Here is an 18,977-nt window from a genome sequence, read left to right as displayed (position 1 = left end):
GTCATGCGTGAAGAAACGCCGGAACAGGCCGCGCCGCTCAGAAGCGGCTACACGACCGGAAGCTGCGCGACCGCGACAAGCCTCGCGGCCGCGCGCCTGTTGCTGCTCGGCGAGACGAGCGAGAGCGCGGAGATCGTGCTGCCGAAAGGCCAGTGCGTGACCATGACGCTTTCCTTCTGCCGCCGCGTGGCCGAACAGGCCGACGCAGCGGAAGCAGGCGTCATCAAGGACGCGGGCGACGATCCCGACGTCACGCACGGCGCGCTTGTGTTCGCACGCGTGCGTCTGTCCGACGAACCCGGCGTGCGCTTTCATGCGGGACCGGGCGTCGGCACCGTGACGCGCGCGGGGCTGGCGCTCGCCGTCGGCGAACCGGCGATCAACCCGATGCCGCGCAAGATGATGACGCAACATCTCGACGCGCTCGCCGCGAGCACGGGTTACGGCGGCGGCTTCGACGTGAGCATCGGCGTGGAGAACGGCGAGGCGCTCGCGCAGAAGACGATGAATCCGCGCCTCGGCATCGTCGGCGGCTTGTCGATACTCGGCACGACGGGCATCGTCAGGCCGTTTTCGTGCTCCGCGTATATCGCGTCGATTCATCAGGGCATCGATGTGGCGCGGGCGAACGGGTATCGGCATATCGCCGCGTGCACCGGCAATCAGAGCGAGGACGCGATGCGCGCGCATTACGGCCTGCCCGACATCGCGCTGATCGAAATGGGCGACTTCGCGGGCGCCGTGCTGAAGCATCTGCGCCGCGCGAGCGTCGACAAACTGAGTCTGTGCGGCGGCTTCGGCAAGCTGTCCAAGCTGGCGGCGGGACACATGGATCTGCATAGCCGCAACTCCAGCATCGACCTGACGCTGCTCGCCGTCTGGGCCGCCGATGCGGGCGCAAGCGCCGCGCTGCAGGCGGCGATCCGCGCGGCCAACACGAGTCAGGAAGCGCTCAAGCTCGCCCGCGCCGAAGGCATCGCGCTCGGCGATATCGTGTGCCGTCGCGCGCGCGCCGTCGCGCTCGATGTGGTGCCGCCGGGCATCGAAATCGAAACCTTCGCGATCGACCGGCAGGGCAATATCGTCGGGAGCGCGGCATGAGGCGCGTGCTGCTGCTCGGCGGCACCGGCGATGCGCTCGCGATCGCGCGCAGCCTGCCCGCCGCGCATGTCTACAGTCTCGCGGGTCTCGGGCGCGTGCCGGGCGATCTGGCGTGCGCGGTGCGCGTCGGCGGTTTTGGCGGCGTCGACGGGCTCGTGCGCTATCTGCGCGACGCGGACATCGCGCTCGTCGTCGATGCGACGCATCCGTATGCCGCGCAGATGAGCCGCCACGCGCGCGAGGCCTGCACGTTCGCGCGCGTGCCGCTCTGGGCGGTGCGCCGTCCGGCGTGGCAGCCGCAGCCGGGCGACGACTGGCGCGACGCGGCGGACTGGCGCGGGATCGTTGAACGGATCGCGGGGTTCCATCGGCCGCTGTTTACGCTCGGACGCGAACCGCTTGCGCATTTGCACGAGATTCCCGCTTCGCAGCACTGGACGATTCGCTGCCTCGACGCGCATCCGGGCAACGAACGCGCCGATATCATCGATGCGCGTGGCCCGTTCGATCTTGCCGGCGAACGCGCATTGTTCGATGCGGCGCGCATCGACGTGATCGTCAGCAAGAACAGCGGCGGGCGCGCGACCGAGGCGAAACTGGCCGTCGCGCGGGAGCGAGGCTTGCCTGTCGTGATGCTCACGCGTCCGGCGCTGCCCGACGCCGACCAGACTTTCGACGCCGCCGCCAGCGTCCGTGATGCGCTCCAACACTGGCTCACCAGACAATGACTGTTTACTTCATCGGCGCCGGACCGGGCGATCCCGAACTCATCACCGTCAAGGGGCAGCGGCTCATCCGCGCGTGTCCTGTGATTCTTTACGCCGGGTCGCTCGTGCCGCGCGAGGTGCTCGAAGGCCATCGCGCGACGACATGCATCGACACGGCCGAACTCGATCTCGACGCGATCGTCGCGCTGTTGCAGAACGCGCACGCGAACGGGCAGGACGTGGCGCGCGTGCATTCGGGCGATCCGTCGCTGTACGGCGCGATCGGCGAGCAGGTCCGCCGGCTCGACGCGCTCGCGATTCCCTATGAAGTCGTGCCGGGCGTGACGGCGGCGGCGGCCTCGGCGGCGGCGCTCAGGCGCGAACTCACGCTTCCGGGCATCTCGCAGACCGTGATCCTCACGCGCTACGCGACCAAAACGTCGATGCCGGAAGGCGAAAGCCTCGCGGATCTCGCCCGCCACCGCGCGACGCTCGCGATTCATCTCGGCGTGCGGCATATCGAGCGCATCGTCGCGGAGCTCGTACCGCACTACGGCGCGGACTGCCCGGTGGCGGTCGTGTTTCGCGCGAGCTGGCCGGACGAGACGCGCGTGGAAGGCACGCTTGCCGATATCGCCTCGAAAGTGCGCGCGGCGGGCATGGAGCGCACGGCGATGATTCTCGTCGGGCGCGTGCTGAGCGCCGAAGGTTTCGCGGATTCGACGCTCTACGCCAAGGACTGATCACGCCATGCGCGACCTCGACGCCGTGTTCGATGCGCTCGCGAAATCGGCGTTCCGGCGGCGCTTCGCGCTCGGCGTGCGAGAGGGGAAGATGTTGCGCGAGAAGGGCATCGACACGATTGTCGCGCAGGCGCATGAACTGATCGGCAAGCGGCTCGCGCCGCAAGCGCCGCTGAACGACGGCAAACAGACGCCGTTTCGCGGGCATCCGGTATTCATCGCGCAACACGCGACGGCGACGTGCTGCCGCTCGTGCCTCGCCACGTGGCACGGCATCGCGGCGGGCAGGGCGCTCGATGAAAGCGAGCGCCAGCATGTCGTCGATGCGATCGAACGCTGGCTGCGGGCGCAACCGCTGCCGCCCGCGAATGCCGCCACGCCCGACGATCCGCAGCTTCGCCTACCTTTCTGACTGGCGCTTGAACGCGGCGGGCGTGGCGGTGTCGGCGGCTTCGAGGCGCGCGCGCCGTATCGCCACGAATATCAGCGACGCGAACACGAGCGGCCCCGGCCCCACGCCGAGATGTTTGGCGAGCAGGTCGCCCATCTGCGGATACAGCCACGCGACGACCAGAATGGCGATTTCGCCGCGCAGCCAGCCATCGCGCAGCGCGCGGGCGGCGAGAAGCGCGAGCGGCACGCCGAGCCAGACCGCATCGTAGTTATAGATATAGGGGCTGATCATGAACGTGCCCGCGACGAGCGCCGTGGCCCGCACTTCCAGCGCCTTGGCGTTGCGCCACACCCACGCGACCGCGCAGACCGCGACGAGCGCCTGACACGCCTGCGCGACGTACGCGGGGCCGGTCGCGACGTGCGCCATGCGCAGGGTCGCGAACAGGCTCGCCGTCTGGTCCCAGGGCAGCACGCCGCTCGCGATATAGCCGTTGGCTTCGCTGAGCCCGTGCAGAAACACGGGCACGATATCGACGCCGAACACGGCGATCGACAGGGCCGTGAAGAGCACGGCCGTCACCGCGGCGGCGATGAAGGTCGTCCACATGCCCGCGCACGCGAGCGCGACCGGAAACAGGATGGCCAGATGCGGCTTGATCGACAGCAGGCCGATGAAGACGCCCGCGAGCACGGGCCGCCTGCCCATCGCGAGGAACGCGGCGAGCACGAGACTGGCGGTGATGCAGGCGTTCTGTCCCTGCGCCGCGTTGAGCCACAGGCCGGGAAACGCGAGTATCCAGATCAGCATGGACCGCATCGGCAGCACCCGGCGGATCAGCAAGACGAACAGCGCCGACGACAACCCGATGAAAAGCGCGTAGCCGACAGGCGCGGAAAGCGCTGCGAACGGGCGCACCAGCAGCAGAAAATTCGGCGGATAGAACCACGGGCCGGGCATCACGATATCCGGCGACAACTGCAACAGGACGTGCTTGATCGCGGTCCAGGAATAGGCCGCGAGCGGTGTTCCGTCGAGCGTGAGGCGCGACGCGGCCCAGAACGTCAGAAAGTCCCAGCCGCCCGGATGGCCGTATGCGGCCCAGGAATGCCGGGCGTTGAAAAAGAAGCCGAAGCACTGAAAGGCGAGCAGGGCGGTGGCGCACCAGGCGCCCGCCCGCCAGCCGTTGAACCAACGGCGTGCGGGCTCGCGTGCGATGGAAGCGGGTTGGGTCGTCATCCGTGCGATATCGGCGGATGACGGGAGAACTTTAGCCGGGGCTTTGTCCGGCGATTCGATGCTGCCGATGACTTATCATGTATTTGCTTAACAATTCTCCACGCCATGTAAGATAACGGCCTACGAGAGGTCGCACGATCGCGACCCAAATTAATAAATGGGTTATGCAAGTACAGAAAGTCGAAGTCGGTAACGTTTGTTTGAGCAGTGCAATTTTTCTGATTGTCTTCGTTGTCTCGACGGCCTTTATTTTCGCCGTTCTGCAAGGCTCCGGTATTGCCAGTCAATGGGCTTTTATCGCTCCTCTACTGGCGGGCGGCGCATCGCTGACGGTGACGAAGTATGTTTCCCCGACGGTATTTGTCAAAAGCGCCGCATGCGGTGCTGCGCTCATCGCGCTTTCCTTCGCGCTATCGAACGCATATTTCGATTTCTCGAACGATGGCATTGGATACCACTCGGAGGCGATCATTGAACTCGCGAGACGATTCGATTTTCTTGAATCGACGCTGCGCGGAGTGAACGCAATCTATACGAACAACTATCCCAAGCTCGCGTGGTTTTATGGCGCGGCCATTTACAAGCTCTCTGGAAACCTGGAACTCGCAAAGAGCATCAATTTCCTGCTGCTCATCTCGGTGATGTTGATCTGCCTTTCAGTGACGAGAAAGCTGCGAGCCGATGCGCGCCTGCTCGTGTGCATCGGCGTCGCGGCAAATCCCGTGGTGTTGACGCAGCTTTTTACGCATTACGTCGATGGCTGCATGGCAAGCTTTCTGGCGATTCAGATTCTGACGCTCTACGGCTTTTTCTGGGGCGCGCCCTCGAGAAATCTCGTGTTGGTTTTTGTTTTGTCGTTGATCGGCTGCGCAGCGTTGAAACATACCGGACTCGTCTTTTCGACAATTTCCATGGTTGCATTTCTGGCGATAGCTCATCGAAAGAAAGTCGACTTGCGTCCGTATTTTTTTCCGTGGTGGCGCATTGCCGGTCTGGCCTTGGTCGGCATCGTGCTCTGCGCGAATCCGTATGTGAAGAATCTCATTGAAGGCCATCATATTTTCTATCCGTCGATGGGCGAAGGGCGTGTGGAGAATCTCATTTCCGCGCAGACGACGCCCGAATTTCACGCACTCGACAGATTTTCCCAGGTCGCCTTGAGCGTTTTCGGCGAGACGGCCAACCAAAGCCCGAGCGATCCGGCGAAGCCCCGGCTACCCGAGATCAAAACGCCATTCTCCATGACGGACGCGGAAGTGTCGGCGGCCGGCGCCGCGGACGTTCGATGGGGCGGATGGGGACCGCTCTTCGGCGGCGCGTGCCTCGCTGCAATGGTGTTCTCCGCGGTTCGATTTCGCTCGATGCGTTCCGAAGCGCCGGTCTTCATCCTGGTCGGGGTGCTGTGTTTCATCAGCCCCGAGTCGTGGTGGGCAAGGCTGAATCCGCAGATTTATCTCCTCGTGGCGCTGGTCGGCGCGCTCGCGATCGGAAGACATCGGCTCGCGGGCTACGCGATTTGCGTGATTCTCCTGGCCAATTCCGCAGTCGTGGAATATAGCGCGCTGACGATTGCCCGCGACGGCAATGACTATCTTCACAAGGCAGTGAACGAATTGACGTCGAACGGGCAAGAGCCGGTCTATTGGCGGCGGACCGGTGTCGCGCTAGGACCGATGTTCGACCGTTTTCACGTCCGGGTCATCAACGACGCGCCGTGTGACCGTGATTCGTGCAAAGACTTCCGGTGCAAGACGCTGCTCTGGAATTCACTGGTCTGCGTGAAGCACCGTCCATCAGACGATATTCACGATAATCGCAAAGCCACGGCGACCATCGCGACGAATTAGGCTTCGCCTGTCGACGGAACCCGATATCACGCCGACGCGGAGTTGTGTTAAGTTCGATCGGCGAGCGTAATGGCGCGCCCGCATCAAGCGCCCGTGGACATCCGTCCGCCGGCGATTCGAAGTCGAATTTGATGCAGAGGAGCCGGTCGATGAATCTCGTGACGCAGCTTCGGCGTGGTCATCTTCTGAAGCACACTGACCTGTCGGGGCTTGGATTGGAACTAGGCCCTTACGACCAGCCGACGGTGTTCAAGACCGAAGCTCAGGTGCGTTATCTCGATTGGAAGAATCGCGAGCAACTGGTGCGCGAATGTTCCCATCCCGATCTTATCGAGCACATTCCCGAGATCGATTACGTCGTCAGTTCGAACCGGTACGGCGACTACATCAGCGACAAGTTCGACTACATCATCGCGAATCATGTGATGGAGCACGCGCCGAACATGATCCAGTGGCTTGCGGATCTCTGCGCGATGATGAACGACGGCGGGATTCTTTTCCTCGCCTTGCCCGACAAGAAGTTCAGCTTCGACAAGTACCGGCCGGATACGGCGCTGAGCCACTTCGTCGCCGAGTATCTGGCGGGCGTGGAAGAGATTCCTCGCGAGCATCAACTGGAGTGCGAAATATATTACGACGAGGCCTTCGTCAATAGGCCGATGGACGTACGCGACCGGCTGAATCTCGATCGCATCAAGGAACAGCTAAAGGCGCCGCCGCATGTCGGCATTCACAGCCACGTGTTCGACAGTGAAACGATCGAGAGCAAGGTTCTGAAGCCGATTCTCATGATGGGCTTCCTGACGTTCAATCTCGTCGATTTCGTGCCTGCCAGGGGCGAGACGGGCGGCGAGATGATCATCATCCTGCGCAAGGAACCTCCGGACGTGCAACTTACGACGGAGGAGTTCTACACGGCGAGCGGGGGAATGGATAAGCGGGTCGCCGAAGCAGAGAGCCGCCTCGCGCTCGCCGAGAACGATCTCACGCGAACCCAGGCCATGCTCGTGGACACCCGTCGTGGTCTCGCCGATGCCGAAAGCAAACTCGGCGAAACGATGGACAAGCTACGGACTTCTCAGACCGAACTTCAGGCCAGCAACGCGGTCATCGCGGAGTTCGTCTCGTCCACGTCCTGGCGCATTACCGCGCCGCTCCGGCGCATCGTGACCGCGCTCCGCGGGAACGGTGCGCGCGGTCATACCCATGCCGGCTAACTAATCTGCACAGGCGAGCGTTTCATCGAACGTTTTCGCGGGGGGCGCGCCGGCCCTTCGCCCGCCGCGCCAGCATGTTCAAACCTTCCACCAGCGCCGAGAACGCCATCGCCGCGTAGATATAGCCCTTCGGTACGTGCGAGCCGAAGCCTTCGGCGACCAGCGTCATCCCGATCACGAGCAGGAAGCCGAGCGCGAGCATGACGATCGTCGGATTGCGTTCGATGAAGCGCGACAGCGGCCCCGCCGCGAACAGCATCACGGTCACGGCGGCGATCACCGCGACGAACATGATCGGAATGTGCTCGGTCATGCCGACCGCCGTCACGATGCTGTCGATGGAAAACACGAGATCGAGCAGCAGAATCTGGCCGATCGCCGAAAGCGGCGTCAGGCTCTTGCCGGATTCGGGGCCAGCGTGATCGTCGGCGTCGGCGGCGACGTGATGGTGGATTTCCGTCGTCGCTTTCCAGACGAGAAACACGCCGCCCGCGATCAGGATCAGATCGCGCCACGAAAAGCCGTGGCCGAACGCTTCGAAGATCGGCGTCGTGAGCCGCACGATCAGCGCGACGGTGCCGAGCAGGCCCAGCCGCATCACGAGCGCCAGCCCGATGCCGATACGCTGCGCGCGCGCCCGATGCGCGACGGGCAGTTTGTTCGTCAGGATCGAGATGAAAATCAGGTTGTCGATGCCGAGCACGACCTCCATGACGACGAGCGTCGCGAGGGCGGCCCAGGCTGCGGGATCTGCAAGGAGAGCGACGAGATAGTCCATGTTCACGAGGGTTCGACGGTGAGGGCGTGATCTTAGCCTGATAATCGCCTGAAATGAAAGGAACTTGAAACCTTCTGACGAGATCGAACGCTTCATCGGCACCGCTGCCGAATCGGCCACAAATACCGGATTCGAAACGATTATTTGCGCTTCTTCTGATGATGCGCTGCGTCATTTACGGGTAAACTCTTATCCTTTCGAGCCGCGTGTCAGCGGCCGCCGTTCAATTTCCTGTAGCCGCAGGACATCACACGAAGCCGCATGCAGCAAAAATCACAACGTCTCATCGAGCTGGACTTCTTCCGGGGACTGGTTCTGCTGATCATCGTCGTCGATCATATCGGCGGCAGCATGTTGTCGCGCTTCACGTTGCATTCGTTCGCGCTGAACGACGCCGCCGAAGTGTTCGTCTTCCTCGGCGGCTTCGCCACGGCGACGGCGTATGTGTCGCTGGCCGCGCGCCGCTCCGAGCACGCGGCGCGCATGCGCTTCGTCAGGCGCGCGTTCGAACTGTACCGCGCGTTTATCGTCACCGCCGTGCTGATGCTCGTCGCGTCCTTCCTCCTTCGGCCCTTTTTCGGCCACGCGCCAAACCTCGCGCTGCATGATCTCGACAGTTTCGTGTCGGAGCCGGTTTCGTCGATTGCGCAGATCCTCACCTTCGAGCGCCAGCCTTATCTCGCCGCCGTGCTGCCCATGTACGCGCTTTTTGCGCTCGCCGTGCCGGTCGTGCTGCCGCTCGCGCGCAGCAAGCCGTGGCTCCTGCTCGGTCTGAGCCTCGCGCTGTGGGCCTTCGGGGCGCAGATCGGTGAATATCTGCCTTCCGTCGACGACAACCTCTGGGACTTCAATCCCGCCGCGTGGCAATTGATGTTCGTGCTCGGCGTGCTGGCGCGTTGCCAGCCGGTTTACCAGCGCGTGAGCGCGAACCGCTTCGGCTGGATCGTGAGCGCGGGCGCCGTCGCGCTGATCGCCGGCATGGCCTATTACAAATTGCTCGTGCTGCCGCCCATACTGGACAGCGCCTTCAAGCGCGATCTGGCCGGCCCGCGCGTCGTCAATTTCCTCGCCATCGCATGGGTCGCGGCGAATCTCGCGCGCTATGGCGTCGTCAAGGCCGTGGCGCAACGGCTGCCCTGGGTCGGCGCGTTGGGGCGCGCCGGCATGGTGTCGTTCGTCGCGGGCACGGTGATTTCGCTCGTCGTCGATTCGATCCTCTTCACGCTGACCGATGGCCTCATCAACGTGCCGGCTGGACTCGCGGCCGATGCGATCGCCATCGGCGCGTTGCTTGCCGTGCCGCGTCTTCAACAATGGGCCGCCGGCTGGCTCGATACGCGAAAACCGGTGCGGGCAATGGCCAAGGCCCCCACACCCGCGACCGTGTCGGCGACGGACCATCGCGTGCGCTGAGCCGGGTCGAAGCGGGCGGTGTGCCGTCCGCTTTTTATTTGCGCTTTTACGCAACTAACGGTCTGATTCATATGCGACCTTTAAACAAACACCCGGGCGCGGCACGCGTCTTGCAGGCAAGAGTCATCACAACACAACCGGACCTGCCATGCTCAAGCTCGCCATTCTTTTCGCAGTCATCTCCGTCATTGCCGGCTTCTTCGGCTTTACGCGCGTGTCGTCGGGCGCGGCGGGCATCGCGAAGATCTGCTTCTTCATCTTCCTGATCCTGTTCGTCGTGTTCCTGGTGATCGCGATCACGGCGGGATCGCTGGTGCTGTAGCGATCGCGGGGAAGCGCGCGCATCCGCGTGCTTCCTCGAATCGACCGCCGCGCCGCGACGGTGTTACATTGCCCCGAGGAGACATTCACGCGACGACGCTCGCCGCGATGAACCAAAAGGAGGAGGCGATGCAGCATGCCATCGGCGCGGCCTTGCAGCCTGCGCAACGCGAGGTCATACGTCACTCGCACGAGCGCTCGGCCACGTTCGGCCTGTTCGAGACGATGCGCCCGGAATACGCCGTGCTGACCGGCGCGGAACTCGCCGTCAAGCTCGATGAAAGCCGCGCGCTCTTCGCTCATGCGCTGCCGGTAATGGAAACGCTGTACGCGCAGATCGCGAACACGCACAGCATGATCGCGCTGACCGACGCGAGCGGTCTCATCCTGCATTCGCTCGGCGACGATGACTTCCTCGCCCGCGCCGAAAAAGTCGCGCTGCGGGCGGGTGCGGTATGGAGCGAGGCGCATCAGGGCACGAACGCGATCGGCACCACGATCGCCGAGCGCACCGCCGTCACCGTGCACGGCGACCAGCACTATCTGCGCGCCAATCATTTCCTCACCTGTTCCAGCGTGCCGATCCTCGATCCGCACGGCAATCTCTCCGGCGTGCTCGACGTCACCGGCGATCGACGCGGCTATCACCAGCACACGATGGCGCTCGTGAAGATGTCCGGACAGATGATCGAGAACCGCCTGATCGCGAGCGCGTTCGGCGACGGACTGCGCATCCGTTTTCATAGCCGGCCCGAATTCCTCGGTACGCTGATGGAAGGCATCGCCGTATTCGATCTCGACGGGCATTTGCTGTGCGCGAATCGCAGCGCGCAGTTCCAGCTCGGGCTCGAACTCGGACATCTGCGTTCGCAGACGCTGGAGACGCTGTTCGGCGAGCGTGTCGATGCGCTCATCGCGTGGTCGGGCGATGCACCTTGCCGGCTCGAATTGCATAGCGGGGTGGTGGTGTTCGCGAGCGTCGATGTGAACGCGCGTCTCACGCCGAACGTAGCGGTTACGACCAGCGTCAGAACAAAGTCGAGTCTCGCCGATCTCTGCACTGGCGATGCGCAGATGAACGACATCGTCGCGCGCGTGCGCAAGGTCATCGGCAAGAACATCCCGATTCTGATCGGCGGGGAAACGGGCGCGGGCAAGGAAATGCTCGCGCGCGCGATTCACAGCGATTCGCCGCGCCACGCGGGGCCGTTCGTCGCGGTGAATTGCGCGTCGCTGCCGGAGACGCTGATCGAATCCGAGCTGTTCGGCTATGCGCAGGGCGCGTTCACGGGCGCGGCGAAGCGCGGCGCGACGGGCAAGATCGCGCAGGCGAACGGCGGCACACTCTTTCTCGATGAAATCGGCGACATGCCGCTCGCGATGCAAAGCCGCCTTCTGCGCGTGTTGCAGGAGCGCGTCGTCGAGCCGCTCGGCGCGGCGCGCGCCATGCCGGTGGATTTCATGCTCGTTTGCGCGAGCAATCGCAAGTTGCGCGAGCGCGTGGCGCAAGGCGCGTTTCGGGAGGATCTGTATTACCGGATCAACGGTCTTTCGGTGACCCTGCCGCCGCTGGCCGAGCGCACGGACCTGCGTGCGGTCGTCGACAGGATCGTGCGGCATGAGCGCTTCGCGGGGCGCGTCGTGAGCATCGACGATGATGTGCTCGCGCTCTTTGCGCGTCATCCGTGGCCGGGGAATTTGCGGCAGTTGAGCAATGTGCTGCGCACGGCCTGCGCCATGCTCGACGATCACGATACGCGTATTCGCGTCGAGCATTTGCCGCATGATTTCGTCGATGAACTCGGTGAGCGTGTGCAGTGCGGCCAGGCGTCGCCGCTCGCGAGCGGAGCGCGGCTCGTCGATATCGAGGCCAGCGCGGTGGCGGGTGCGCTTGCGGCGCATGGCGGAAATGTGTCGGCGACGGCACGCGCGCTAGGGATATCGCGGACGACGCTGTATCGGAAGTTGCGGGTTTAGGCTTCGAGCGCTCCCGCGTCGGGCGCGGGCAACGCGCCGCTGAGGTCTTTCAGCCCGACGCCTGTGAGCTTCAACCTGCGCGCTTCGTTCACCAGCCACATCAACTTGAATGCAGCGGATTCGTAATCGAGTCCTTCGGGCCGCACGTTCGAGATGCAGTTGCGCTCGGCATCGTGGCGGCCCGCGCGTGGCGCATACGTCACGTAAAGACCGAGGCTGTCGGGCGAACTGAGCCCCGGCCGCTCACCAATCATCACGACAACGATCCTCGCCCGTAAAAGCTCACCGATACGATCGCCCAGCGCGACGCGCGCCTGCGTCGCGATCACGACCGGTGCAACGCTCAAGCCACGGAGTTTCGCGCGCACGCGCGTGAGCAGCGGCACGACGTGGCGTTGCGCGGCGAAAGCCGAAAGACCATCCGCGGCGATGAAGAGCAGATCGGGCGCATCGCTTCGCGCGGCGGCATGTTCGGCAAGACGCGCCGCACTCGCATCGTCGAGCATGCGGCCAAGATCCGGGCGACGCAAATAGTGATCGCGATCGGGAGCGGCGCTTTGCACGTCGAGCGTGTCGAATCCGGCGGCACGCAGCGTTTCGGCGAGCGCGGCCGTGTCGAGCGGCTGATGCACCGCGTCGCGCGCCTGCGCATGCGCGAGTTCGAACGCGAGCAAGGGCGCGGTCGGCAGGCTGCTGCCCGCGCGGCCGAGCGCGATGCGCGCGTTGGTGAAGCGCCGCAGCGCATCCCAGGCGTTGGCGTTCGTCATGAGTCGATCCAGTCGAGCAAAGGCGGCGCGCTCGCCGCGAGGAGGGCTCCGTGCCCATCGGTGACGCGCATCTTCGCGAGCCATGCTTCGAATTCCGGCGCGCGTTTCAGGTTCAGCACGCGGCGCACGTAGAGCGCGTCATGAAACGACGTGCTCTGATAATTGAGCATCACGTCATCCGCGCCCGGCACGCCCATGATGAAGTTGACGTTCGCCACGCCGAGCAGCGTGAGCAGCGTGTCCATGTCGTCCTGATCGGCTTCGGCGTGGTTCGTGTAACAGATGTCGCAGCCCATCGGCACGCCGAGCAGCTTGCCGCAGAAGTGATCTTCGAGCCCCGCGCGGATGATCTGCCGCCCGTCGTACAGATATTCCGGGCCGATGAAGCCGACCACCGTATTCGTCAGCAGCGGGCTGAAGCGGCGCGCGACCGCATACGCGCGCGCTTCGCAGGTCTGCTGATCGACGCCGTGATGCGCGTTCGCCGACAACGCGCTGCCTTGCCCGGTCTCGAAGTACATGACGTTATCGCCGACGGTGCCGCGTCCGAGCGACAACGCCGCGTCGCGCGCTTCCTCCAGCAGCGCGAGCGACACGCCGAAGCTCGCGTTCGCGCGCTCGGTGCCCGCGACCGACTGAAACACCAGATCAACGGGCGCGCCTTGCTCGATCGCCGCGAGCGTGTTGGTCACGTGGGTCAGGACGCACGACTGCATCGGCACGTCGTAGCGCTGGCGGAAGTCGTCCATCATCGCGAGCAGTCTGCCGATCGCAGCGGGCGAATCGGAGGCGGGATTCACGCCGATGACGGCATCGCCGCAGCCGTAGAGCAGGCCGTCGAGCATCGATGCGGCGATGCCCTTCGGATCGTCGGTCGGATGATTCGGCTGAAGGCGCACCGAGAGATGTCCGGCCAGGCCGATCGTCGTGCGAAAGCGCGTGATGACCGGACGCTTGCGCGCGGCGAGAATCAGATCCTGATTGCGCATCAGCTTGGAGACGGCGGCGGCCATCTCCGGCGTGACGCCCATCGTGATGCGTTCGAGCGCGGCGGTATCGGTGGAATCGGCGAGCAGCCATTCGCGGAATTCGCTGACCGTCAGATGCGCGATCGGCGCGAAGGCCTCGCGCGAATGCGTATCGACGATGAGGCGCGTGACTTCGTCGTCCTCGTAGGGAATGAGCGGTTCGTCGAGAAACGCGGCGAGCGGCACCTGCGCGAGCGCCAGTTTCGCGGCGACGCGCTCTTCCTCCGTCGCCGCCGCGATGCTCGCAAGCTCGTCGCCGGAGCGGCGCGGACTCGCGCGCGCGAGCAGCGTCTTCAGATCGTCGAAGCGGTAGCGGCGCACGCCGATCGTCTCGTGATAAGTCATCGCTCCCCCTGAATCGATCGATGCAAGCACTTTAGCCGCTTCGCGCACGCCGCGCCTCGTTCAAAAATACCCGGCGAGGGCAAAGCGCGCGCGCGTGCGATAATTTTTCGCTCGACTCAGCCTGGGCCTCGCCCGCAGCCCGTGAAAAATCTGCTTGTTCCCATTGACCGTCTGGGTGATTTCGGCGAAATCGTCGATGTCCGCACGCCGCTCGAATTCGCCGAGGATCACATTCCCGGCGCGATCAATGCGCCGGTGCTCAGCAATGAGGAGCGCGTGATCATCGGGACGATGTACAAGCAGGTCTCGCCGTTCGAGGCGACGCGCGTCGGCGCGGCGATGGTCGCGCGCAACATCGCGATGCATCTCGATACGCTCTTCGCCGCCAAGCCGCGCAACTGGCGCCCGCTCGTCTATTGCTGGCGTGGCGGCAAGCGCTCCGGCGCGATGACGACATGGCTCAACATGATCGGCTGGCAGGCGCGTCAGCTGGAAGGCGGCTACAAGAGCTACCGGCGCGACGTGATCGAGCGGCTCGGCACGCTGCCCGGGCGCTTTCGCTACGTCGCGCTGATCGGCCATACGGGCAGCGGCAAGACGCGGCTTCTGCAGGCGCTCGACGCCGCGGGCGCGCAGACGCTCGATCTCGAAGGGCTCGCGGCGCATCGCGGATCCTTGCTCGGCGCGTTGCCGGGGCGTCCGCAGCCGTCGCAGAAGGCGTTCGATTCGGCGCTCGTCAACACGCTTTCCGGCTTCGACGCGGGCAAACCGGTTTTCGTCGAAGCGGAAGGGCGGCGCATCGGCTCGATCACGGTGCCCGACGCCGTGCTCGACAAGCTCCACGTGGCGTCGTGCGTGCAAGTGGAAGCGCGCCGCGAAGACCGCATCGCCTTCCTGCTGCAAGACTACGCGCATCTCTTCGACGATCCCGCGTCCTTCAAGGCGCAGTTGTCGAAGCTCGTCGCGCTGCATAGTCGCGAGCGCGTGGCGCACTGGCATCGGCTGATCGATGAGAACGCGCGCGCCGCGCTGTTCGCCGAGCTGATCGAGCGTCATTACGATCCCGCTTACCGGCGCAGCAATCAGGCGCTCTATACTGAATTGCCGCATGCGGCGCGCGTGCTGTTCCGTCCGAACGATGCGGACAGCATCGATCAGGCGAAAGCCCTGCTCGCGCAACTTGAATCGACATTCACCACTCGAAAGAAAACGCTATGACCACGCTCCGACAACCGCGCGTCGCGCTTGGCTGGATGGTGTTCCTGCTGATCGCCGTCGCAGGACTGTTCTATGTGAAATGGTTTCCGTACTACAACCGCGCGTTTGTCGCGGCGAGCCAGCATTCAATCGGCAAATCGATTCTGATGGGCACGGCGACGAGCGCGCCCGAGCCTTCATGGCAAGCCGCGCTCGATTACGCGATGGCCTACGGAAAAGCGATCTGGCAGGCGATGGTGCTCGGCCTTTTGCTCGGCTCGGCGGTGCAGGCGTTGATTCCGCCGCGCTGGGTCGCGCGCGCACTGGGCGAGCACAACTTCGGCAGCGTGGTGAACGGCGGCCTGATGTCCCTGCCGGGGATGATGTGTACGTGCTGCGCGGCACCGGTCGTCGCGGGCTTGCGTGCGCGCGAGGCGGCGCCGGGCGCGGCTGTCGCGTTCTGGCTCGGCAACACGGTGCTCAATCCGGCCGCGCTGGTTTTCATGGGCTTCGTGCTCGGCTGGCAATGGACCGGCTTGCGGCTCGTGCTCGGCGTGCTGATGGTGTTCGGACTCGGATATGCGGTGAACCGCATGGTGACGCCCGCGCAGGCGGCGGCATCGCGCGCGACGCTCGCGAAGCTGATCGAGGAAGACGAACCGGGCACGGCGTTCTCGCGCTGGATCAAGATCCTCGGCCGCATGACCTTGCGGCTCGTGCCGGAGTACATCGTGCTCGTGCTGCTGCTCGGCGCGGCGCGCGCGTGGCTCTTTCCGCACATCGGGCCGGATATCGACAACGGCATGCTGTGGATCGTCGCGTTCGCGGTCGCGGGCACGCTGTTCGTGATTCCGACGGCGGGCGAGGTGCCCATCATTCAGGCGATGCTGTCGCTCGGCATGGCGGCGGGGCCGGCGGGTGCGTTGTTGATGACCTTGCCGCCGGTCAGGGTGCCGTCGCTCGCGATGCTGGCGCGTTCGTTTCCGCCGCGGGTGCTGGCGTTTGTGGCGGTGGCGGTGGTGGGGTTTGGGATTGTTAGCGGGTTGATCGCGGCGGCGGTGTTTTGATAGGTTTTTGAAGCAGGGTGCTTTCGGGCTTTGGTTTGGAAGCGCTCGTCTGCTGAGATTCAGTCTTTCCAGAGAATTGACTGTGATCAGACATTAATTATTTAGGATTACTCGTGGTGGCGTCGATTTAATCTAGTTTCTAGAATGTCCCATTCGTCATTGACATAGGGGCAGCAAAAATGGCCCAGGATATTTTCCTGAACCTCAGCGGCATCGTCGGCGAGGCACAGGATGCGGCTCACGCGCAGCAAATCGATGTGCTCAATTGGGAATGGGCCGTTTCCCAGTCCTCCAGCATGCATGTTGGTCAAGGCGGCGGAGCGGGCAAGGCGCAGGTCGACAACCTGGTTTTCGAGCACTATGTCGATCGTGCAAGTCCCAACCTGACGAAATATAGCCTCACCGGCAAACATATTCCTACCGCTACGCTTACCGTGCGTAAGGCCGGTGGTGCACCGCTCGAATATCTGACCATCAAGATGCATGACGTCATCGTCACCCGCGTGGCGCCGTACGCGCAACCTTCAATGACGTCACCACGCGAAGAGGTGGCGCTGTCATTCGCCCGCGTCGAACAGGAGTATGTCGTTCAGTCGCCCAACGGCGGGAGTGCTGGTGCCGTTCGGATGGCGTTCGACATCAAGCAGAACTGTGAATTCTGACGCAGGAGACGCGCATGCTGTTCATATCGAAGCAAGGCCATGTCGATCATGATCGGGTTCGGATCAGGATATTCAATGCGATCGAGCACGGTTCCATGAGCGTCGTACATGGCGTCGTCGTACACCAGACGGGGGGCAGCACGGCTGAGAGTACGTTCAACAGCTATCAGCAAAAGGGTGCGAATGGTGCTCACTTCCTGATCGACCAGGACGGAACGATTTATCAAACGGCGTCATTGACGCGAGTCACCTATCATGTGGGCAACATCCGATCGCGGTGTCTGGAAACGTTGCAATGTTCACCGGTGGAAATCGACGCAAGTCGTGAAGCGTTTCGCCAAGGCAAATACAAGGGTTTGAATCGGCACGAGATGACCAAATCGTGGCCGGACCGCTTGCCGTCGAACATCGATTCCATCGGGATCGAACTGGTTGGGATGTATCGAGGCGAGGGCAACGAGCAGATCTATGAAGATCCAACAAGCGAGCAGAACGACTCCCTCAAATGGCTCATCGCGGAATTGATAGAAACGCTCAGCATCGACAAAGCCGAGGTTTACGCACATCCGGCGGTGTCCTATAAAAATCCAACCGAAGCGAAGGCAGCACAATGGTGAGATTCGGCGCACTCTCCAGAATCAAGTCCGTCGTGCTCTTTCTTATATTGCTCGCATGTTGCGAAATCAGCCTGGCGCGCGGGATCAAAGTCGTGACGATCGACGAAGTGGGCATCGTGCGGCCGGAGTCGGATCAGAAAGACGAGGCGCTGATCGTCTGGTGTCGAGCGTTTCGGCCGACTTTTTCTCAGGTACGCCGATATTTCGCAAACGCAGTCCCTGTTCCCCCCGTCGTAACCAGTCACGACCGCTATTCCCCTTGCGCCGCCAAAGGAACGGTCACGTTCAAGGACGGCTTCCGGGCCGACTGGATCCTTTATTCCGATGGCTCGGCCAGAATCGATTGGCAAGCCGGCGGGCACGTCTATCTGCTGCTCAAAGACAACAAATGGCACGACCCGATCGGCTCTTATGATCAGGGGTGACCGTTCAGCCGCTCAATGAATCGCCGTCCCCGCCCTGATCAACAACTTGAACGGCAGCGCGAGCAACATCGTGCCGCCGACGCCCGCCGCCCACAGCGCAACGAACCAGAACACCTTCCGCGCGCGCTCAGTGATAGTGATGTTCGCCATGGCGCACCTTTCCTCTGAATACCCAATACCCCAGCATCGTATAACCGACGATCACCGGCAAAATCACCGCCGCGCCGACGATCGTGAAAAGCTGGCTCGAACGGGGCGCGGCCGCATCCCAGATCGACACACCCGGAAAAATCTCATGCGGTGAAATGCTCGCAACCAGTCCCGCATAGCCGAGCAGCACGAAGCCGAGCGCCATCGCGAACGGACGCTTCTCGTGCCGCGATCGGATCGAGCGACGCATCGCCCACGCGCACGCGGCGACGAGCACCGGCACCGGCAACAGCCGGTAAAACAGCGGCGAATCGAACCAGCGCGACGCGATGCCCGCATCCTGCAACGGCGTCCAGATGCTGACCACCGCGATCGTCGCGAGCTGCAAGACGGTCAACGGCCACACGACGCGATACATCCGCCGCTGCAGATCGCCTTCGGTCTTCGCGATCAGCCAGCACGCGCCGAGCAGCGCATACGTGACAACGAGCGCGCCGCCCGTGAAGATCGAGAAGGGCGTGAACCAGCCGAAGGCATCGCCGGAAAACCGGCCGTCGGAGACGGGAATGCCACTGAGAAACGCGCCGAGCGCCACGCCCTGAAAGAAGGTCGCGCCCGCCGATCCACCGATGAACGCAAGGTCCCACATGTGCTTCGTGCGCTGCGCCTTCGCGCGAATCTCGAACGACACGCCGCGAAAAATCAGACACACGAGCATCAGCACGAGCGGCAGATAGAGCGCGGAAAGCACGGTCGAATAGACCATCGGAAACGCGGCGAAAAGTCCCGCGCCGCCGAGCACGAGCCACGTTTCGTTGCCGTCCCAGACGGGCGCGACGGTGTTCATCATCACGTCGCGATCGTGCTGATCGGGAAAGAACGGAAAGAGAATGCCGATGCCGAGGTCGAAGCCGTCGAGCACCACGTAGAGGAACAGCCCCAACGCGATGATCGCGGCCCAGGCGAGTGTGAGATCCATGTC

Annotated in this window: 20 protein-coding genes; 14 read left to right on the top strand and 6 right to left on the bottom strand. The window is 63.6% G+C overall.

From position 1 onward, the window contains the following. The first annotated feature begins 3 nt into the window (after positions 1-3). From NK8_RS18910 to NK8_RS18895, 4 genes are read left to right on the top strand one after another with little or no spacing between them, the layout of a single operon-like run. Complete coding sequence (locus tag NK8_RS18910) at positions 4-1,101, top strand: cobalt-precorrin-5B (C(1))-methyltransferase (RefSeq protein ID WP_213228926.1); 1,098 nt, start codon at positions 4-6, stop codon at positions 1,099-1,101. Further along, positions 1,098-1,829: a cobalt-precorrin-6A reductase gene (locus NK8_RS18905; RefSeq protein ID WP_213228924.1), complete on the top strand. Its 732-nt coding sequence runs from the start codon at positions 1,098-1,100 to the stop codon at positions 1,827-1,829. The genes NK8_RS18910 and NK8_RS18905 overlap by 4 nt, the downstream gene beginning before the upstream one ends. Then, positions 1,826-2,551 (top strand): precorrin-4 C(11)-methyltransferase, encoded by a 726-nt coding sequence (gene cobM / locus NK8_RS18900; protein ID WP_213228922.1) that lies wholly within the window; start codon positions 1,826-1,828, stop codon positions 2,549-2,551. The genes NK8_RS18905 and cobM overlap by 4 nt, the downstream gene beginning before the upstream one ends. Before the next feature lie 7 nt (positions 2,552-2,558). Next, positions 2,559-2,963 carry a DUF4186 domain-containing protein gene (locus NK8_RS18895; protein WP_213228920.1) on the top strand — a complete coding sequence of 135 codons (405 nt, stop codon included), beginning with the start codon at positions 2,559-2,561 and terminating at the stop codon, positions 2,961-2,963. Here NK8_RS18895 and NK8_RS18890 read toward each other — a convergent pair. Further along, entirely contained in the window at positions 2,952-4,184 is a 1,233-nt protein-coding gene (locus NK8_RS18890) for a glycosyltransferase family 87 protein (protein WP_213228918.1), read from the bottom strand. The two genes, NK8_RS18895 and NK8_RS18890, sit on opposite strands and share 12 nt — an antisense overlap. Positions 4,185-4,348: 164 nt before the next feature. Here NK8_RS18890 and NK8_RS18885 point away from each other — a divergent pair, with 164 nt between their 5' ends. Both NK8_RS18885 and NK8_RS18880 read left to right on the top strand, forming a co-directional pair. Continuing rightward, positions 4,349-6,031, top strand: a complete 1,683-nt coding sequence (locus tag NK8_RS18885) for a hypothetical protein (RefSeq protein ID WP_213228916.1) — start codon at positions 4,349-4,351, stop codon at positions 6,029-6,031. A 149-nt stretch (positions 6,032-6,180) separates the two neighbouring features. Continuing rightward, the gene (locus NK8_RS18880) at positions 6,181-7,248 is read left to right on the top strand and encodes a bifunctional 2-polyprenyl-6-hydroxyphenol methylase/3-demethylubiquinol 3-O-methyltransferase UbiG (protein WP_213228914.1); all 1,068 of its coding nucleotides are present in this window, start codon (positions 6,181-6,183) and stop codon (positions 7,246-7,248) included. A gap of 22 nt (positions 7,249-7,270) precedes the next feature. On the opposite strand, the gene NK8_RS18875 is transcribed toward NK8_RS18880, so the two are convergent. Next, positions 7,271-8,026, bottom strand: a complete 756-nt coding sequence (locus NK8_RS18875) for a TerC family protein (protein ID WP_213230419.1) — start codon at positions 8,024-8,026, stop codon at positions 7,271-7,273. A 261-nt stretch (positions 8,027-8,287) separates the two neighbouring features. Between NK8_RS18875 and NK8_RS18870 the strand changes: the two genes are divergently transcribed. The 3 genes from NK8_RS18870 to NK8_RS18860 all read left to right on the top strand — a co-directional run bounded on the left by NK8_RS18870 (position 8,288) and on the right by NK8_RS18860 (position 11,737). Next, positions 8,288-9,439: an OpgC domain-containing protein gene (locus NK8_RS18870; protein ID WP_213228912.1), complete on the top strand. Its 1,152-nt coding sequence runs from the start codon at positions 8,288-8,290 to the stop codon at positions 9,437-9,439. A gap of 148 nt (positions 9,440-9,587) precedes the next feature. Next, complete coding sequence (locus NK8_RS18865; protein ID WP_162067598.1) at positions 9,588-9,761, top strand: DUF1328 domain-containing protein; 174 nt, start codon at positions 9,588-9,590, stop codon at positions 9,759-9,761. 128 nt (positions 9,762-9,889) lie between these two features. Next, entirely contained in the window at positions 9,890-11,737 is a 1,848-nt protein-coding gene (locus NK8_RS18860; protein WP_213228910.1) for a sigma-54-dependent Fis family transcriptional regulator, read from the top strand. Here NK8_RS18860 and eutC read toward each other — a convergent pair. Further along, positions 11,734-12,504, bottom strand: coding sequence for an ethanolamine ammonia-lyase subunit EutC (gene eutC, locus NK8_RS18855; protein ID WP_213228908.1), 771 nt, complete (start codon positions 12,502-12,504; stop codon positions 11,734-11,736). The two genes, NK8_RS18860 and eutC, sit on opposite strands and share 4 nt — an antisense overlap. Next, a complete protein-coding gene (locus NK8_RS18850) occupies positions 12,501-13,877 on the bottom strand; it encodes an ethanolamine ammonia-lyase subunit EutB (protein ID WP_213228906.1) in 1,377 nt (458 codons plus the stop codon). Before NK8_RS18850 ends, eutC begins: the two co-directional genes overlap by 4 nt. Before the next feature lie 141 nt (positions 13,878-14,018). Here NK8_RS18850 and mnmH point away from each other — a divergent pair, with 141 nt between their 5' ends. From mnmH to NK8_RS18825, 5 genes are all read left to right on the top strand, one after another. After that, entirely contained in the window at positions 14,019-15,095 is a 1,077-nt protein-coding gene (mnmH, locus tag NK8_RS18845; protein WP_213228904.1) for a tRNA 2-selenouridine(34) synthase MnmH, read from the top strand. Further along, positions 15,092-16,141, top strand: coding sequence for a permease (locus NK8_RS18840; RefSeq protein WP_213228902.1), 1,050 nt, complete (start codon positions 15,092-15,094; stop codon positions 16,139-16,141). The genes mnmH and NK8_RS18840 overlap by 4 nt, the downstream gene beginning before the upstream one ends. A gap of 179 nt (positions 16,142-16,320) precedes the next feature. After that, positions 16,321-16,803, top strand: a complete 483-nt coding sequence (locus NK8_RS18835) for a type VI secretion system tube protein Hcp (RefSeq protein ID WP_213228900.1) — start codon at positions 16,321-16,323, stop codon at positions 16,801-16,803. Positions 16,804-16,817: 14 nt separating this feature from the next. Next, entirely contained in the window at positions 16,818-17,420 is a 603-nt protein-coding gene (locus NK8_RS18830) for a peptidoglycan recognition family protein (RefSeq protein ID WP_213228898.1), read from the top strand. Next, positions 17,414-17,845, top strand: a complete 432-nt coding sequence (locus NK8_RS18825) for a hypothetical protein (protein WP_213228896.1) — start codon at positions 17,414-17,416, stop codon at positions 17,843-17,845. Before NK8_RS18830 ends, NK8_RS18825 begins: the two co-directional genes overlap by 7 nt. A gap of 12 nt (positions 17,846-17,857) precedes the next feature. On the opposite strand, the gene NK8_RS18820 is transcribed toward NK8_RS18825, so the two are convergent. Next, positions 17,858-17,995: a hypothetical protein gene (locus NK8_RS18820; protein ID WP_213228894.1), complete on the bottom strand. Its 138-nt coding sequence runs from the start codon at positions 17,993-17,995 to the stop codon at positions 17,858-17,860. Next, positions 17,973-18,974: a cytochrome d ubiquinol oxidase subunit II gene (gene cydB, locus NK8_RS18815; RefSeq protein ID WP_213228892.1), complete on the bottom strand. Its 1,002-nt coding sequence runs from the start codon at positions 18,972-18,974 to the stop codon at positions 17,973-17,975. The genes NK8_RS18820 and cydB overlap by 23 nt, the downstream gene beginning before the upstream one ends. Between the last annotated feature and the right edge of the window lie 3 nt (positions 18,975-18,977).

It is taken from the genome of Caballeronia sp. NK8 (genome assembly GCF_018408855.1).
Classification (GTDB): domain Bacteria; phylum Pseudomonadota; class Gammaproteobacteria; order Burkholderiales; family Burkholderiaceae; genus Caballeronia.
Note: the sequence above shows the minus strand (reverse complement) of the source record. Positions and strands in the feature narration are given on the sequence as shown.

What these genes read in the sequence shown, in the direction of transcription:
- NK8_RS18905 (WP_213228924.1), top strand. Translation starts at nt 1,098, where the DNA reads ATGAGGCGCGTGCTGCTGCTCGGCGGCACCGGCGATGCGCTCGCGATC.
- NK8_RS18840 (WP_213228902.1), top strand. Translation starts at nt 15,092, where the DNA reads ATGACCACGCTCCGACAACCGCGCGTCGCGCTTGGCTGGATGGTGTTC.
- NK8_RS18885 (WP_213228916.1), top strand. Translation starts at nt 4,349, where the DNA reads ATGCAAGTACAGAAAGTCGAAGTCGGTAACGTTTGTTTGAGCAGTGCA.
- cobM (WP_213228922.1), top strand. Translation starts at nt 1,826, where the DNA reads ATGACTGTTTACTTCATCGGCGCCGGACCGGGCGATCCCGAACTCATC.
- NK8_RS18870 (WP_213228912.1), top strand. Translation starts at nt 8,288, where the DNA reads ATGCAGCAAAAATCACAACGTCTCATCGAGCTGGACTTCTTCCGGGGA.
- NK8_RS18895 (WP_213228920.1), top strand. Translation starts at nt 2,559, where the DNA reads ATGCGCGACCTCGACGCCGTGTTCGATGCGCTCGCGAAATCGGCGTTC.
- NK8_RS18875 (WP_213230419.1), bottom strand. Translation starts at nt 8,026, where the DNA reads ATGGACTATCTCGTCGCTCTCCTTGCAGATCCCGCAGCCTGGGCCGCC.
- NK8_RS18820 (WP_213228894.1), bottom strand. Translation starts at nt 17,995, where the DNA reads ATGGCGAACATCACTATCACTGAGCGCGCGCGGAAGGTGTTCTGGTTC.
- NK8_RS18865 (WP_162067598.1), top strand. Translation starts at nt 9,588, where the DNA reads ATGCTCAAGCTCGCCATTCTTTTCGCAGTCATCTCCGTCATTGCCGGC.
- NK8_RS18880 (WP_213228914.1), top strand. Translation starts at nt 6,181, where the DNA reads ATGAATCTCGTGACGCAGCTTCGGCGTGGTCATCTTCTGAAGCACACT.
- NK8_RS18890 (WP_213228918.1), bottom strand. Translation starts at nt 4,184, where the DNA reads ATGACGACCCAACCCGCTTCCATCGCACGCGAGCCCGCACGCCGTTGG.
- NK8_RS18860 (WP_213228910.1), top strand. Translation starts at nt 9,890, where the DNA reads ATGCAGCATGCCATCGGCGCGGCCTTGCAGCCTGCGCAACGCGAGGTC.
- NK8_RS18835 (WP_213228900.1), top strand. Translation starts at nt 16,321, where the DNA reads ATGGCCCAGGATATTTTCCTGAACCTCAGCGGCATCGTCGGCGAGGCA.
- eutC (WP_213228908.1), bottom strand. Translation starts at nt 12,504, where the DNA reads ATGACGAACGCCAACGCCTGGGATGCGCTGCGGCGCTTCACCAACGCG.
- NK8_RS18910 (WP_213228926.1), top strand. Translation starts at nt 4, where the DNA reads ATGCGTGAAGAAACGCCGGAACAGGCCGCGCCGCTCAGAAGCGGCTAC.
- cydB (WP_213228892.1), bottom strand. Translation starts at nt 18,974, where the DNA reads ATGGATCTCACACTCGCCTGGGCCGCGATCATCGCGTTGGGGCTGTTC.
- NK8_RS18830 (WP_213228898.1), top strand. Translation starts at nt 16,818, where the DNA reads ATGCTGTTCATATCGAAGCAAGGCCATGTCGATCATGATCGGGTTCGG.
- NK8_RS18850 (WP_213228906.1), bottom strand. Translation starts at nt 13,877, where the DNA reads ATGACTTATCACGAGACGATCGGCGTGCGCCGCTACCGCTTCGACGAT.
- NK8_RS18825 (WP_213228896.1), top strand. Translation starts at nt 17,414, where the DNA reads ATGGTGAGATTCGGCGCACTCTCCAGAATCAAGTCCGTCGTGCTCTTT.